Source organism: Amorphus sp. MBR-141 (genome assembly GCF_053628695.1).
On sequence record NZ_JBRJGW010000001.1, the window covers coordinates 54,373 to 69,581 of the forward strand.

Below are 15,209 nucleotides of genomic sequence, written 5' to 3' on the forward strand. Positions count from 1 at the left end.
CCGATCAGGCTGCGGCGGCGGGCGCGATGCAGAGGATCTTGTAGCGGCCCTCCTCCACCTCGACCCCGTGCGTGTCGTGGCTAAAGCCCTGGAATTGCCCATCGAACGCTTCCAGAGCCTTCAGATAGGCGATCAGCGGCCCGTCGGCGGCGCCGGCATTCTCGCCCGGCATCAGCAACGGGATGCCGGGCGGATAGGGGACCACGCCGGTGGCGACGACCCGGTTCGAGATCTCGTCCAGGGTGAGAGGCTCCACATGGCCCAGAACCAGCTGCTCGTAGGCCTCGACCGGAGAAAGCTCCGGCACCGGCAGGATGGAGAATCCCTGATTGAGGGTTTCGGTGGTTTTCAGTTTGCCCATGGCGTCGAACATCTCGTCGGCGAGATCCTTCAGGCCCATGGCGCCGTAGCGCTCGGGATGGTCGGCGACCAGCGGCGGGATCGCTTGGGCGAGCGGGCGGTTGGCGTCGTAGTCGCGCTTGAAGTCCATCAGCGCGTTCACGAGCGTGCCCCATTTGCCCTTGGTGATGCCGAGGGAGAACAGGAACAGGATCGTGAAGTCGGTGGTCTTCTCCACCACGATGCCCTTGGTATCGAGATAAGCGGTGACGATGGTGGCCGGGATGCCGGTCGCCGCCGCCGCGCCGGTCGCCGACATCCCCGGCGTGACGATCGACACCTTGATCGGGTCGAGCATGCAGTAGTCGTCTTCCAGCTTGCCGAAGCCGTGCCAGTCCGCGCCCGGATGGAGCACCCAGGCGGACGGGTCGGTGGCGAGCCGGTCCGGGTCGGCCTTTTCGAACGACACCCGGCCGCCATCGGAAAACACCACCGTATCCGGCTGCCAGGCGTCGAAGAACCAGTCGCCGCTTTCGGCGAGCTCGGTGCGGATGCGGGCGATGGTCTGGCGGAAGCCGATCGCCTCGTGGATCGATTCGGAGGTCAGCGTCGGTCCACCGGTGCCGTCCATCATCGCTGCGCTCACGTCGTTGGAGGCGATGATGGCGTATTGGGGTGAGGTCGAGGCGTGCATCATGAACGCCTCGTTGAACCGGTTGTGGGGGATCGGCCGGCGTCCGTCGCGCACGTGGATGAAGGACGCCTGCGAGAGGGCAGCCAGCAGCTTGTGGGTCGACTGGGTGGCGAACACCGTCGGCCTGGAGGCGTCGTGGTCGCCCGGCTCGCCGTGCATGGCGAAGCGGTCGCGGTAGATCGGGTTGAAGCGGGCGTAGCCGTACCAGGCCTCGTCGAAGTGCAGCCGGTCGACGGTGTCGCCCAGCAGATCCTCGACCCGGGTGACGTTGTAGCAGAGCCCGTCATAGGTGGAGTTGGTAATGATGGCGTGCACCGGGGTGCGGTCGACGGCCTTTTGAGACAGGGGATTGTCGGCGATCGAGGCTGCGACGGCGACCGCGGTGAGTGCTTCCGGGTGGATCGGACCGATCAGGCCGAGCCCGTTGCGTGAAGGCACCAGATAGGTCGGGATCGCGCCGGAGAGCGTCATCGCGTGCTCCACCGACTTGTGGCAGTTGCGATCGCAGAGCGCGATCTGGCCGCGCGTGACGCTGGCCATCAGGATGACGCGGTTTGAGGTGGAGGAACCGTTGGTGACGGTATACGAGCGGTGGGCGCCGAACACCCGGGCGGCATAACGCTCGCCCTCCCCGATCGGGCCGGAATGATCGAGCAGGGAGCCCAGTTCGCCGACCGAAATGGAGAGGTCGGATCGGAACAGCTCCTCGCCGAAGAACTGGAAGAAGGCGCGACCGGCGATATGCTTCAGGAACGCGGTCCCGCCGGTGTGGCCAGGCGTGTGCCAGGAATATTCGTAGACACCGGCGAACTTCGTCAGCGCCTTGAACATCGGCGGAAGAACCGTTTGCCGGTAGCGGTCGATGGCGGCGACGATGCGCCCGCCGATGAACTCCGGCGTGTCTTCAAGCAGCCAGATGAAATCGTCGGCCTTGCCGAGCACGCTCACCGGCAGGTCCGACGCGGCCTCGCGCGAGGTGACCAGAAAGATGGGCAGATCGGCGTGGCGGGCGCGGATCTTCGTCAGAAGCGCTTCGGCCTGGGGTGTGCCATCTTCGCCGGCGATGTCCCAATCAAGCAGCACGCACTGGATCGCGGCATCGGAGACGATCAGCGCGTTGGCGTCCTCCGCCGAGGTCGCCTCGATGATGTCGACGTTGCGCTGGACAAGGTCTTCCGCGAGGGCACGGGCAGCGCGTCCCGCCGCGCTTGAAATCTCCAGATCGCCATGCGCGAACATGGCCCGCTTGCCGAGCCGTTCTTCCAGTGTCGGTCCCATACCCGCCTCCTGCTCGCTGCCGACACACCGCCCGGCAAGGGCTTAGACGACGGCGTTCCGGAGCGACCATGAGGCGGCGAATCAAAGGCCGCATTGATGCCGCGCAAAAGGCAGCTGGTGCGTTTGTTGGGTGCTGCGCGGCAGGAGGTGTTTGAGATATAAGCCTTTTCGCGCCTACCGCTCCGCCAGCGCCAGCTTCGCGCCCAGCCCGACGAAGGCGGCGGCGAAGGTGCGGCGCATCCAGGTCATGACGCGCGGGCGGGCGATGACGTGGGTGCGGAGTGCGGCGGCGAAGACGCCGTAGACGACGAACACCGCAAACGTCAGCCCCATGAAGACGCCGCTCATCTCCAGCATGCGGGCGAGCGCGTGCGGCTCGCCGGGCGTCACGAACTGGGGCAGGAAGGCGAAGAAGAAGATCGACAGCTTCGGGTTCAGCACGTTGATCAGGATCGCCTGCAGCACCGTGCGCCGGGCCGAGCGCGGCGCGACCTCGGTCTCGACCCTGAGTGCGCCGGTTTCCTTCAGCGTCTGCCACGCCATGAAAAGCAGATAGGCGACGCCGAGATATTTCAGCGTCTGGAAGGCGAGTGCGCTGGTGTGGAGGAGGGCGGCAAGTCCCGTGATCGCCGCCGCCATGTGGGGGAGGATTCCCAGCGTGCAGCCGAAGGCCGCGACGATGCTGGCCTTCGTGCCGCGCGACAGGCCGGCGGCGAGGGTGAACAGCACTCCGGTTCCGGGCGCGACGACGACGATCAGGGTGGTGATCAGGAAATCGAGGCTCATGGACCGGGCTCCGCATGCCTTCGGGAGGCGATCGGCCTCCCTGTCCCCGGATCATTCCACCCAGGGTCGCAGCCGTCCAGTGGCGCCGGAGCCTCTACCGATCGGGTGGAACCACCTGATCGACCGGGAATGGCCCCAACCGCACTATCTTGAGCAATTCCTTCCCGTCAGATCGCTTCGATCTGAACGGGAAATGCTCTCAGACGCAAAGCGGCGCCCCGGTGGAGGCCGGAGCGCCGCCTTGTCAGTGTACGAGATCCCGGTGGCCGGATCGGCGCGGGTTTCTTATCCCGCAACTCCGGACGGAAAGCCGGTTCTCCCTTTTCCCCGATTGCTCAGAGCTTCACGCAGACGTTCCGGAGTTCGGTGTAGAATTCCAGCGAGTGGACGCCGCCCTCGCGGCCGATGCCGGAGCTCTTGGAGCCGCCAAAGGCCGTGCGCAGGTCGCGCAGGAACCAGCAGTTCACCCAGGTGATGCCGGCGTCGACCTGCTTGGCGACCCGGTGGGCGCGCGACAGGTCCTGGGTCCAGATCGAGGTGGCCAGCCCGTAGGGGCTGGCGTTGGCGAGCGCGATCGCCTCCTCCTCGGTGTCGAACGGGGTCAGGTGGGCGCACGGGCCGAAGATCTCGTCGGTGATCACGGCGGAGGTCTCCGGCAGGCCGGTCCACACGGTCGGCTCGACCCAGTAGCCCTTCTCGAAGCCCGGAACGGTCGGCGCGCCGCCGCCGGCGAGCACCGTGGCGCCCTCGGCCCTGGCCTTCTCGTAGTAGGACAGCACCTTGCGCTGGTGCTCGGCCGAGATGGTCGGGCCCATGTTGGTGGTCTTGGCGAACGGATCGCCGAACGCGTAGCCCCTGGCCGTCTCGGCCAGCGCCTCGGCGACCCGGTCGAAGATGCCGCGCTGGACGTAGACACGCTCGGTGCCGAGGCAGACTTGGCCGGTGTTGGCGAAGCAGGAGCGGCCCAGGCCCTCGATGGTCTTGGCCAGGTCGGCGTCGTCGAAGACGAGGGCGGGGTTCTTGCCGCCGAGTTCCAGCGACACCGGGCGCACGCCCTTCGAGGCGGCCGCCATGATCGCCTCGCCGGTGCGCGTCTCGCCGGTGAAGGTGATGGCGTCGACGTCCGGATGGGTGGTCAGGAACTCGCCGGCGCTGCCCGGGCCGAAGCCGTGCACGACGTTGTAGACGCCTTCCGGAATGCCCACGGCGTTCATGACTTCGCCCAGAAGCGTGGCGGTCGACGGCGTTTCCTCCGACGGCTTCACCACTACCGTGTTGCCGCAGGCGAGCGCCGGGGCGACCTTCCAGGTCATCAGCAGCAGTGGCAGGTTCCACGGGCAGACGACGCCGATGACACCGCGCGGCAGGCGGATCGCGTAGTTGAGCGCGCCGGCGCCGTCGGGCGTCGACATCTCGAAGGTCTCGGTGCCGATGGTGGTGATCTGGTCGGCGAACACGGCGAAGTTGGCGGCGCCGCGCGGGATGTCCACGTGGCTCGCCAGCGAGGCCGGCTTGCCGGTGTCGCGGATCTCGGCGGCGAGGAACTCGTCGAAGCGGGCGGTGATGCCGTCGACGAGCTTGCGCAGCAGCGCCACGCGCTCCGGCACGCTCATGCGGCCCCAGGGCCCGTTGAGGGCCTTGCGGGCGGCGGTGACGGCGCGGTCGACGTCGTCGGCGGAGGCCTCGGTCACCAGCGAGACCACCTCGTCGCTGGCCGGATAGCGGTTCTCGTAGGTGCTCCCGCGGCCTTTGACGAACTGGCCGCCGATGAAGTTGGGCACGCGGGGCAGGCTGGCGGTCGCGGTTCCGGCGGCGGGGCGGGTCGCGTCGTTCATCAGATCAGCTCCGGGTCGGCGAAGGTGAGATGGTCCCACATGCGTTCGAAGATCAGGCCGGCCTTGGTGGCGCGGGCCTTGGCGGCCTCAAGCGTGATGGTGGGGGCGGTGTCGGCGAGCCCGGCCTTCAGGGCCTCCAGCTCGACGCGGCAGCAGTCTTCCAGGTACCAGGCGAGCACCACGGCCTCGATCAGGCTCTCGCCCGCGGTGACGGCGCCGTTGCCGCGCATCAGCACGCCGGCATTGGTGCCCATCGTCTCGACGACGCCCTTGGCCTTCTCGTCGTCGCGGATGAGCTGGATGTCGTTCCACAGCGGCGCCTCGGGCGCGAAGTAGGTGCCGAAGCCGTGCCTGGGCTTGGGCGAGCGGGCCAATGCCGCCAGCGCCATCACGTTCGGCCCCATGAAGCGCACGACGCCGCCGGCGTCCGGCCGGTTGCGGTAGATGTGCTGATGGATGCGCACCTCGCCGAGCACGCCGTCGGGCAGCGGGCCGTCGACCGGCACGCGGGTGCAGGCCTCGCCGACCTCGACGAGGCCCATCGGCCGGGCCGGGCAGACGAGGAAGCTGTCGGCGTCGAGCCGGGCCGAGCAGTGGCCGTAGGCGTGGACGAGGCCGTGCCGGCCCAGCGCGCGGGAAGCGACGCGGACGAGCCGGGCCGCTTCGGTTTCGGTTGTCATCGTGTGCTGTCTCACCTGTCGTTCGAAAATCAGTCGCCGAAGGCGGCGATGCGCGGCCTGGCGCCCCACTGGCAGAAGCCGACGGGCTCGAAGGCGAACTGCCGGTCGCGCCACATGGGCTCGTCGTGGATCTCGCAGACGCCGGTGGAATATTCGAAGGTCATGCCGTCCGGGCCGGAGAAGTAGAGGAACTGGGCCGACGAGGTCGGGTGCCGTCCGGGGCCGAAGGTGATGTTGATCTGGCGGTCGCGCAGCAGATTGAGCGAGCGCTGGATGTCGTCGGTCGCCTCGACCTGGTGGTTGATGTGCTGGATGCCCGGCTTGTGGAACGGGAACAGCGCGATCGAATGGTGGATCGCGCCCAGCCGCATCAGCGGCGCGTCGCCGATCCGGTCGGAGACGCGGGCGTTGCAGACGGTGGTCCAGAATTTCTCGTCGCGGGCGGCGTCGGTGGTGCACAGCCCGACGTGGCTGAAGCCGGTGATGCCGGCGTCGCGGGTGCCGTGATAGCGCTGGGCCGACTGGTCCGGGCGCACCACCAGCTCGATCCCGTTGCCGGTGGGATCGGTGAAGCGGATGAACGCGCGGACGTGGCGGACCGCGCATTCCTCCGGCGTGCCGGCATGCACCGGATGCCCGAGCCGCTCCAGCGTGGCGGCGGCGGCCTGCAGCTCCGACGTGCCCGCCACTTCGAAGGCGGTGACCTGCTCGTCGGGATCGCCGTCGAAGTAGCAGAGCGTATGGGAGCGGCTGTCCGACTTGAAGTGGACCGACCCGCGCTGGCGTTCGGCCACTTCGAGGCCGAGGATGTTCACGGCAAACCACTCCGCACCTTCGAGGTCGCGGGTGCCGAGGCGGCAGTAGACGACGTCCTTGAGCTCGATCATCGGAAATCCTCCTTGGATCTCTGCATCGGCCGCGCCCTCGGGGCTGCGGTTCGATCGGTTGCTTGCGTCCGGCGCTCCGCCGATGGCGGAGCCGTCCGGGCGGCGGACTTAAAGGTTGTCTCCCAGAAACTCCGGCTGGGTGGTCGGGGATCCCCAGGCGCAGTGCGAGGAGGGGGCGGCGGGAAACTGCCGGGGGACACGCCCGTCCAGCTCTGCGCCGCGATCCATCTCGGTTGAATATGAGAACAGAAGCCCGCGCGGGCCACGGGTGGTGACGAACTTCTTGCCCGAGGTCGGCTGGCGGCCGGGACCGTGGACGATCGGCAGCTGCAGGCCCTGGAGGAAGTAGAAGTTCTGCATGACGTTGTTCATGCCCTCCACGGCGAAGTCGACGCCGAGGAGGCCGTCCGTGCTGGACGGGTAGAGGACGATGCGGTGGTGGGCGTCGTCGAGGCGCAGGAACGCCGCGTCGCCGGCCCAGTCGGAGACGGCAAGCCCGACGGCGCCGGTCCAGAACGCCTCGTCGGCGGCGATGTCGCGGCAGGCGAGGGACACCGACGACAGCTCGACGATGCCGGCGTCGCGCGGACCGTGGTAGCGCCAGCCGGAGGTCAACGGCCGCCGCACGAACTCGACGACGAGCCCGTTCGGGGCGCGGGTGGCGATGCCGCGCTTGGTCTTGCGGGCGGCGCAGTCGGTGTCGTCGAGCGCCTGCACCGGGAAACCGGCGGCCTCGAGGCGTCCGGCGACGGCCGCAAGGTCTGCCTCGGCGGCAACGGTCAGGGCGATGGCGTCTTCGTCGCCGGCCTCGGTGAAGCAGACGGAGTAGCCGCGGGCATCGGAGCGGAAGTAGGCCCGGCCGTTGTCGGCGCCCGCCGGCTCGAGGCCGAGGGTATCGCGCGCGAAGGCGGCCGGCGCGGCCAGCCCGTCGACCGCGACGCGGACATAGCGCAGGTCCCGAAAAGTCACCGTCTCCGACATCCCTGTCCTCCCGAGGTTCCTTGGTGGTGGGCGGCCGCGCCGGATGCGCGACCGCCGGTTGCCGATCAGTTCTTGATCTTGTCCGCTTCCGCCTCGAGCTCGACGAGCATCGGCGACTTCTCGCGCCACGTCGCGTACCACTCGTCGATGGCCGGGCCGAAGAAGGCGCGGTCGACGGTGATCACCGGCACGTCGGTGCCCTTCAGCTTGGCCAGGTAATCCGCATCGATGCCTTCGTAAGAGGCGACCAGCTCGTCGAGGTAGGTGTCGAAGGCGGCTTCGATCTTGGCACGGTCACCGGCCTCGATCTGCTGCCAGCTGCGGCCCGAGGCCACTGCGATCATCGGGAACATCATGTGGTTGGATTCGATGATGGTACCAGCGTGATCGTAGTACTTGGAGTTCCAGGTGCCCTCGAAGTCGATCTGCATGCCGTCCACCTGGCCGTTGGCGAAGGCATCGTAGAGCGCCGGCAGCGGCATCGGCGTCGGCGCGGCGCCGATCTTCTTCCAGAAGTCGAGCTCGGGCGCGAACGGGATGGTGCGGATCTTCTTGCCGGCCAGGTCGTCGACCGTCTCGACCTTGTCGGCCATGACGATTTCGCGCATGCCGGCCATGCCGTAGCCGAGACCCACCAGGCCGAACTGGTCGACCTGGTCGAGGAGCTTGTTGGCGGTCTCGCCCTGCAGCAGCTTCCGCGCACCGGCGACGTCGTCGACGATGTAGGGCGCGAGGAAGATGCCGTAGTTCGGGTCGCGGTTGGCGAACTCGCCGAGCGTCAGGAAGGCGAAGTCGAGGGCGCCGGTCTGCATCTGCTGCAGCATCTGCGCCTCGTTGCCGAGCTGTCCGCTCGGGAAGATCAGGATGTTGACGCGGCCGTCGGTCTCTTCGTTGAGAGCCTTCGACATCTCCGTCGCGGTGATCGTCCACTGGTGCGACGGCGGGGTGATCAGGCCGAGGCGATAGTCCTTGGCGGCGGCCGGGCCGCCGGCGACCAGGAGCGCCGCCGCGGCTGCGACGACGGGCGCGAGGGTCAGACGTTTCATGAGGTTCCTCCAGCTGTGCAGGATCGCGAAGACGGATCCTTGTTGGTTTTCAGGCAGTCGATGAGGTCGAGCATGACGCGGTCGCGCTCGGCGCCGATGTCGGCGGGGCTGCGACCCGCGGCGACGTCCGCCATTCCCTCGATCAGGATCGCGCGGGTGCGGGCGTCGAGGCTGGGCGTGCCGAGGCTCGCCCACCAGCGCTCCACGTCGTCGCCCAGGTCGTCGAGAAATTTCGGCAGGCCGGCGGGACCGCCGGCGAGGTGGAAGATCGTTGTGGGGCCGACCACGGCCCAGCGCGCGCCGAGGCCCGCCGTGACTGCGCGTTCGACGTCCTCGACCGAGGCGATGCCCTCGCTGGCGATGTGGACGGCCTCGCGCCACAGCGCCGCCTGCAGCCGGTTGACGAGATGTCCGGGCGCCTCGCGGCGGACGGTGAGCACCACCTTGCCGAGGCTGTCGTAGAAGGCGGCGACCGCCGAAAGCACGTCCGGGCCGGTTCGATCGCCGGCGCAGATCTCCACCGTCGGCATCAGATAGGGCGGGTTGCAGGGGTGGCCGAGCACCATGCGCTCAGGATGGGCCATGCCCTGCTGAAGCTCGGAGACCGACAGGCCGGAGGAACTGGTGGCGATGATGGTGTCGGCCCCGATGCAGGCTTCCAGGTCGGCCAGGGCGGTGCGCTTGAGCGCGATCCGTTCCGGCAGCGCCTCCTGCACGAAGTCGGGCACAAACGGCAGCTCGGCGCAGGCCGCGACCCGGCTGGGCGCGGCGGAACCGGCGGCGTGCTGTCCGAGGCGGTCGAGCACCGGCAGGGCCGTGGTCCATGTCTCCGCGAGCCGCTCGGTCACCGCCGGGTCGGGATCGACCACCACGGTCCGGTGGCCGGCGGCCGCGAACAGCACGGCCCACCCGCAGCCGATGGTGCCGCCGCCGAGGACGGCGATGGAGCGGGTGCCGGTCATCCGAGCAGGGCCTTCAGCCCGATGGTGAGCGGGGGAAACAGCGACAGCAGGACGATGACGACCGCGGAGGCGAGGAAGAACGGGATGATCAGCCAGGCGATCCGTTCCGCCCGCACCCCGCCCATCAGCGCCGCGGTGAACAGCCCGGTGCCGACCGGCGGCGTCAGCAGCCCGAGGGTGAGGTTGAGGCAGACGATGACGCCGAACTGGAACGGGTCGATGCCGTAGGTGTCGATGGCGACCGGCAGCAGCACCGGCACCACCAGGATGATCGCCGGGATCGGGTCGGTGATCATGCCGAGCAGCAGCAGCAGCACGTTGAGGAGCAGCAGGAAGACCAGCGGCGACTGGGTGAGAGAGGCCAGCCAGGCGGCGACCAGCGCCGGCAGGTTCTCGAACGTGATGACCCAGGAGAACACCTGGGCGGCGGCGATCAGGAACAGCACGATCGCCGAACTGCGGGCGGCGCGTACGAAGCTCGGGAACAGGTCCTTCACGCTCATGTCGCGGTAGATGAACAGCCCGATCAGCATCGCCATCAGTGTGGCGATCGCGGCCGCCTCGGTGGGCGTCGCGATGCCGCCGAGGATGGTGCCGATGATGATTCCCGGGATCAGCAGCGCCGGAAGCGCGTCGCGCAGCGCCAGCACGCGCCCCTTCAGGCTCATGGCCTCGGTGGTCGGGAACGCGTGCTTGTGGCCGAGCCAGGCGATGACGACGATGAAGGCGCCGAACAGCAGGAAGCCCGGCACCACGCCGGCGATGAACAGGTCGCCGATCGGGATCTGGGCGATCACCCCGAAGATGATGAACATCATCGACGGCGGGATGATCGGCGCGAGCACGCTGCTGGCGGCGGTGATGGCGACCGAGACGTCGCGCGGGTAGCCGGCGCGCTCCATCTCCGGCACCGCCATCTTCGACATGATGGTGATCTGGGCGACGGCGGAGCCGAGAATCGACGCCATGAACATGTTGGCGACGAGGTTCACGTAGGCGAGGCCGCCCTTGATCCGGCCGAGGAGCGCCAGCGACAGCGCCATCAGTCGCCGGCCGATACCGCCCGAGTTCATGATCTCGCCGAGCAGGATGAACAGCGGCAGCGCCAGCAGGCCATAGTTCTCCAGCCCGCCGAACATCTGCTGGGCGTAGGACTGCAGCAGCACCGTGTTGCCGCTGGCCATGATGTAGATCATCGCGGTGGCGGCGAGCGCGAAGGCGATGGGGAAACCGATGCCGATGAGGGCGACGAAGGAGCCGGCGACGAACATCAGGCGGTCTCCTGCAGGACGGTGATGCTGTTGGCGAGGTTGCGCGCCGCGTGGATGAACAGCGTCACGCAGGCGTACGGCATCACCAGCCAGAACCAGACCTTGCGCATGCCGATCGTCGTCGTCGGCTCGGTGTAGATGAAGTTGAAGGTCGCCTTGGAGAAGTCGCGCAGCGTTTCCGACGCCATCACGGTCAGCGGGTCGAACCAGCGCCAGACGATGAAGCCGAGGGCGGCGACGAACACCAGCACCAGCGCATCCACGACGATCTGGAGGATGGCGCGGCGCCTTGGCGGGAGCGCATCCGGCAACAGGGTGACGGCGATGTGCTCGCGCCGCGGAAGCCCCGCCGAACTGCCGAGGAAGGCCGCCCAGATCATCGCGTAGATGGCGAGTTCGTCGATCCAGATCACCGGCGTGCCGAAGGCGCGGGTGCCGGCGTTGACGATCAGCAGGCAGAAGATCGCCGCGACCAGCAGGCCGGCCAGCCAGGAATCGATCGTGGCGATGGCGTCGCTGACCCGCGTGAGCCAGCCGGTCCGCACCGGCGCAAGCGTGGTCTTGTGGCCGGCGTCGATATCGCTCACAGCCGTCGCCATGCCGCCGCCCGCGCTGTCGTCGCGATCCCCATGCCGCATCCTCCCCGGTTCGTCTTGGCGTTCTTGTCGGCGGTTCTTCGTGAAAAATATCAAAATTTTCTGGATGTCAATTCGATTATCGAGATTGCAGGGGATCGAAGCTCTCTCTAGAAATGGCGTAGAATGCGAAGGCCCGCGCACGCCTGCTGCCCATTCCGGAGGCCAGGCACCGGGAGCTCCATTGCCGAGAGGCGGTTCCTGCAGGTGGCCGGACGGGTGGCGAGAACGGACGCAGAATGATCGACACGCTGGCCAACGGCCGCTACGACGGGCCTGAAAAGACGCTGGCCGAGCGGGCCTATCGGCGCATTCGCGAAGACATCGTGGCCGGCGACCTGCAGCCCGGCCTGAAGCTCAAGATCCAGATGCTGCAGGAGCGCTACGGCCTCGGCGCCGGCCCGTTGCGCGAAGCCCTGGCGAAGCTGTCGAGCGATCAGCTGGTCGAGCTGGAAGGCCAGCGCGGCTGCCGGGTCGCGATGATGTCGGTGAAGGACGCGCGCGAGATCGGCGACCTCCGGAAGGTGCTGGAGGCCCAGGCGCTGGCGCTGTCCATTCCGGCCGGCAACGAGGCGTGGGAAACCAACCTGATCACCGCCTACCACCGGCTCGAGCAGATCGAGCGCCGGCTGAACCAGGGCATCGACGAGCTTCCCGAATGGGAACTGCGGAACAACCAGTTCCACACCGCGCTGGTCGGGGCGTGCGACTCACGCTGGCTGCAATGGATGCGCCAGCTGATGTTCGACCAGCACGAGCGCTACCGGCGTCTGTCGCGGATGAAGACGATGATGACCCGGGACATCAACGAGGAGCACAAGGCGCTCTTCGAGGCGGCGATGGACCGGAACGTGGACACGGCGGTGGCGGTGATCGGCGTCCATGTCCAGCGCACCACCGACGCGGTCCTGAGGGCGCTGGCGGATCAGCCCGGGTGAGGGGAAGACCAGGTCGCCTCAGTCGAGGCAGCCTGTCCCTCGTGCACCATCCGGTTCGCTGCATCCGGCATGGCGCATTGGATGCGGTCAGACCGAGTGCAGGTCGACGGTTGCGTTCGCGTCCTGGCGCACGCCGAAGAGATCAGCGTCGATCTCCTCCTGGGTGATTTCGATCGTGATGTTGCCGAGTTCGGCCATCGCATTGCTGAAGGACGTGATCGCGTTCTTCACATGGGCGACGACGCCGCCTGTCAGGATCATGCCGGCCGTGTTGAGCAGCGACTTGTTGTCGAGCTTGGTGACGAACGCACCGCTCTTGACGAGAGCCATGGTCGACGCGCTCACGGCGTTCTTGGTCTCCTGGCCTCGGATCTTCATGCGCCAGCTCGAGAAGGACGGGTAGACACCGATCGGGATGTCGACGAGCGAGCCGAGGATGATGCTGTTCGATGTGCCGTTGGACTTTTCCTGGTTGCCCCAGATCTCCTCGAAGCCGGTCGAGATGTTCTTCTTGTAGCCTTCCGCCGGGCAGATGATGTTGACGTTGCCGGTGTCGGAGACGGCGTGAAACTCGAACGCGGTATCAAGCTTCGCCTGGCCGGCCGGAACGGCGGGAACCGCCGAGTTTGCATCGATCAGCTTGCCGGACTGAAGGTAAACACTCTTCGCCGTCACGCTGAGCGTCGACGCGGCCTCCATCGAGAACGCGCCGGCCTTGACGGCGATGTCGACGCTCTTGTCCGTCTCCACGTAGCCGTCCTTGGCAGAGGCGAGCGTGAAACCGCCGGTGGTCGTCATCAGCACGCCGTCGCTCTTCGTCTTGTCGCCGGTGAAGTTGCCCGGGAAGACCGTCTCGTCGGAAACGTAGGATCCAAGTCGAAGATAGCCCGCGGGCTTTCCCTGGCTGGCGGCAGCGCCGACGCGAAGCGTCTTACCCATTTTTCAATCCTCCCGGACGAGGCGCACGGGGCGTCCGTCGTCGTTGCCGCCTTGCACATTCCTGTCCAGCGCCCAGCGATCTGAACGGGGAAGAGGTGCGCAAGGCATCGAGTTCGAAGCCGTTTCCGGTCAGCACGTGATGCCACCGGGCCGGAGACGGCGCTACGCCACGTTCGAGACGCCCATGTTGGACGACACCGTGCTGGATTTCACGCCGGCCATGCGCAAGGCGAGCGACGAGCCCTTCGTTTTGTTGCCCAGGACCTTCTGCTTGCTCTTGGCCAGACTTTTCTTCTGGGCAGCCACACCGACGAACGCGGTGCAGCCAAGGAGAAAGGCCACCATCCCCTGGTTCTCACTCTTGTATCCGATGAACTCGTTCTTGCCGAGACAGTAGGAGAAGTCGTTTCCGGAGATCTTGCAGTCCAGTGGGCGGATCTGGATCCGTATCCCGACCATCGCCGACATGTAGAGTCCGGCAACGATCTTCGCCTGCATGCCGAACACGATCGAGTTGACGAAACCGAGGTTGAACTGGAGCGTGTTCGAGCCGTAGGTCGACTCGCTCTTGTTCTTGACCGACACGTTCACGCCGGCGGTGAATTTGCTCATGCCGTCCGAGTTGATGATGATCTTGTCCGCGGCATTGAGCATCAGCTTGCCGGCGGTGGCCGCCGCGGCGGTCGACGCGTCGGTGACGGCATTCAGCGCGACGCCCGACCCCTTGAGGGTGCCGGATTCGCCACTGTAGCTGGTCGACGAGTGGGAATAGCCATTCGCATCGGTGTAGGTGCTGGTCGTCGCATTTCCCTCAAGCACATCGATCTTCAGGTACTTGTCGGTGTCGGTGCTGAAATTGCCGATGTGAACGGTTGCGTCGCCTTGTATTTCGATGTCGATCGCTTTGTCGGTCTGCAGATACCAGTCGCCGGTCGTCGCCATGAGTACGCCGTCCGACTGGTTGAAGGTGCCGGCATATTGCGACGGCTTCAGCGCGTCTTCGTCGGGGAGGTACGTGCCGAGACGCAGATAGTTGGTCCTGTCGCTGCCGTCTGCGGTCCACTTGCGCATGCTGGTCATGATCGGTCTCCGTGCGGACGCGTCGGGCGGTCAGTTGGACGAGATGGGCGAGGATTCCACCGACACGACGTTGTTCTCGCTGACCACCCCGCTCTGGGAGGAACTCAGCACCGCCTGGTCGTTGGCCACCAGGTCCTCAGAGTTGTCGGCGACGACCGCTTCTGCCTCGGCGCCGCTGAACGGCAGCAGAAGCCCGGTCAGGAAGGCGCGCAGTCCGTAGTTCTCGGTTTTGTAGACTTCGCCAGTGCCCTTCACCAGCACCGCCGAAAAGTCGCCGAGGGCAAATTTCCAGTCGTAGATGCGCGGCTCCCAGCGCAGGAACCCGCTGATATCGGTGTTGTTGACCACGTAGAGACCCGTCTTGCCGCCCATAGTGAAGATGGTCTGGGTCGCGTAGTTGGATTCGGCCTTCGCCTCGGTGCTGATCTTGAGGTTCTGGTTCACGACGTAGACGAAGCGCTGGCAGGTCACCTCGATCCCGGTGCCCGCCTGCAGCGTCACGTCGCCGTTGGCGGCAAGGGTGATGTTGGTGTCGCCGGTCTGTGGCGACTTCGATGCGGCGATCCCGACGGTCATCGCGCGCAGGCTGGTCTCTCCGGCATCGGTGATGGTGATGGTCTTGCCGCCCTTCACCGACATCCCGTTGCCGGCTTCGATGTAGATCGCGCCCGCGACGTCGGTCACGTAGTTGGCCGACGTGGTCAGGTAGATCCCGTGGCCGGCCGCAAACGAGGTCACCTTCGCGCTGGCCTCGGCCGCCTGATAGGCGCCGAGACGAAGATAGCCGAGGCTTTTCGTCTCGGAGCCGGCCACGTTTGCGATGTAGGCAGGATCCGTCATCGGGTCATTCCCGTGGTC

At 66.9% G+C, this 15,209-nt stretch carries 14 protein-coding genes; 1 reads left to right on the plus strand and 13 read right to left on the minus strand.

Going from position 1 to position 15,209, the window contains the following annotated elements; translation table 11 throughout:
* Positions 1 to 4: 4 nt before the first annotated feature.
* The 10 genes from ACSSVZ_RS00250 to ACSSVZ_RS00295 all read right to left on the minus strand — a co-directional run bounded on the left by ACSSVZ_RS00250 (position 5) and on the right by ACSSVZ_RS00295 (position 11,346).
* The gene (locus ACSSVZ_RS00250; protein WP_453967590.1) at positions 5 to 2,311 is read right to left on the minus strand and encodes an Orn/Lys/Arg family decarboxylase; all 2,307 of its coding nucleotides are present in this window, start codon (positions 2,309 to 2,311) and stop codon (positions 5 to 7) included.
* Positions 2,312 to 2,485: 174 nt separating this feature from the next.
* Positions 2,486 to 3,097 carry a LysE family translocator gene (locus tag ACSSVZ_RS00255; RefSeq protein ID WP_453967591.1) on the minus strand — a complete coding sequence of 204 codons (612 nt, stop codon included), beginning with the start codon at positions 3,095 to 3,097 and terminating at the stop codon, positions 2,486 to 2,488.
* A 335-nt stretch (positions 3,098 to 3,432) separates the two neighbouring features.
* Positions 3,433 to 4,932: a 2-hydroxymuconic semialdehyde dehydrogenase gene (locus tag ACSSVZ_RS00260; protein WP_453967592.1), complete on the minus strand. Its 1,500-nt coding sequence runs from the start codon at positions 4,930 to 4,932 to the stop codon at positions 3,433 to 3,435.
* Entirely contained in the window at positions 4,932 to 5,612 is a 681-nt protein-coding gene (locus tag ACSSVZ_RS00265) for a class II aldolase/adducin family protein (protein WP_453967593.1), read from the minus strand. Before ACSSVZ_RS00265 ends, ACSSVZ_RS00260 begins: the two co-directional genes overlap by 1 nt.
* A 29-nt stretch (positions 5,613 to 5,641) precedes the next feature.
* Positions 5,642 to 6,499 carry a VOC family protein gene (locus tag ACSSVZ_RS00270; RefSeq protein ID WP_453967594.1) on the minus strand — a complete coding sequence of 286 codons (858 nt, stop codon included), beginning with the start codon at positions 6,497 to 6,499 and terminating at the stop codon, positions 5,642 to 5,644.
* A gap of 108 nt (positions 6,500 to 6,607) precedes the next feature.
* Complete coding sequence (locus tag ACSSVZ_RS00275; RefSeq protein ID WP_453967595.1) at positions 6,608 to 7,480, minus strand: VOC family protein; 873 nt, start codon at positions 7,478 to 7,480, stop codon at positions 6,608 to 6,610.
* Between the two features lie 65 nt (positions 7,481 to 7,545).
* Positions 7,546 to 8,526, minus strand: a complete 981-nt coding sequence (locus ACSSVZ_RS00280) for a TRAP transporter substrate-binding protein (RefSeq protein ID WP_453967596.1) — start codon at positions 8,524 to 8,526, stop codon at positions 7,546 to 7,548.
* Positions 8,523 to 9,488 carry a 3-hydroxyacyl-CoA dehydrogenase family protein gene (locus tag ACSSVZ_RS00285; protein WP_453967597.1) on the minus strand — a complete coding sequence of 322 codons (966 nt, stop codon included), beginning with the start codon at positions 9,486 to 9,488 and terminating at the stop codon, positions 8,523 to 8,525. Before ACSSVZ_RS00285 ends, ACSSVZ_RS00280 begins: the two co-directional genes overlap by 4 nt.
* Complete coding sequence (locus ACSSVZ_RS00290) at positions 9,485 to 10,759, minus strand: TRAP transporter large permease (RefSeq protein WP_453967598.1); 1,275 nt, start codon at positions 10,757 to 10,759, stop codon at positions 9,485 to 9,487. The genes ACSSVZ_RS00285 and ACSSVZ_RS00290 overlap by 4 nt, the downstream gene beginning before the upstream one ends.
* Entirely contained in the window at positions 10,759 to 11,346 is a 588-nt protein-coding gene (locus tag ACSSVZ_RS00295) for a TRAP transporter small permease (RefSeq protein ID WP_453967599.1), read from the minus strand. Before ACSSVZ_RS00295 ends, ACSSVZ_RS00290 begins: the two co-directional genes overlap by 1 nt.
* A 287-nt stretch (positions 11,347 to 11,633) precedes the next feature.
* On the opposite strand from ACSSVZ_RS00295, the gene ACSSVZ_RS00300 reads away from it, so the two are divergent.
* The gene (locus ACSSVZ_RS00300; RefSeq protein ID WP_453967600.1) at positions 11,634 to 12,332 is read left to right on the plus strand and encodes a GntR family transcriptional regulator; all 699 of its coding nucleotides are present in this window, start codon (positions 11,634 to 11,636) and stop codon (positions 12,330 to 12,332) included.
* A gap of 87 nt (positions 12,333 to 12,419) precedes the next feature.
* Here ACSSVZ_RS00300 and ACSSVZ_RS00305 read toward each other — a convergent pair whose 3' ends face one another.
* The 3 genes from ACSSVZ_RS00305 to ACSSVZ_RS00315 form a co-directional block, all read right to left on the minus strand.
* A complete protein-coding gene (locus tag ACSSVZ_RS00305) occupies positions 12,420 to 13,271 on the minus strand; it encodes a hypothetical protein (RefSeq protein ID WP_453967601.1) in 852 nt (283 codons plus the stop codon).
* 162 nt (positions 13,272 to 13,433) lie between these two features.
* Positions 13,434 to 14,351 carry a hypothetical protein gene (locus ACSSVZ_RS00310; RefSeq protein WP_453967602.1) on the minus strand — a complete coding sequence of 306 codons (918 nt, stop codon included), beginning with the start codon at positions 14,349 to 14,351 and terminating at the stop codon, positions 13,434 to 13,436.
* 30 nt (positions 14,352 to 14,381) lie between these two features.
* The gene (locus tag ACSSVZ_RS00315) at positions 14,382 to 15,191 is read right to left on the minus strand and encodes a hypothetical protein (RefSeq protein WP_453967603.1); all 810 of its coding nucleotides are present in this window, start codon (positions 15,189 to 15,191) and stop codon (positions 14,382 to 14,384) included.
* Positions 15,192 to 15,209: the final 18 nt, after the last annotated feature.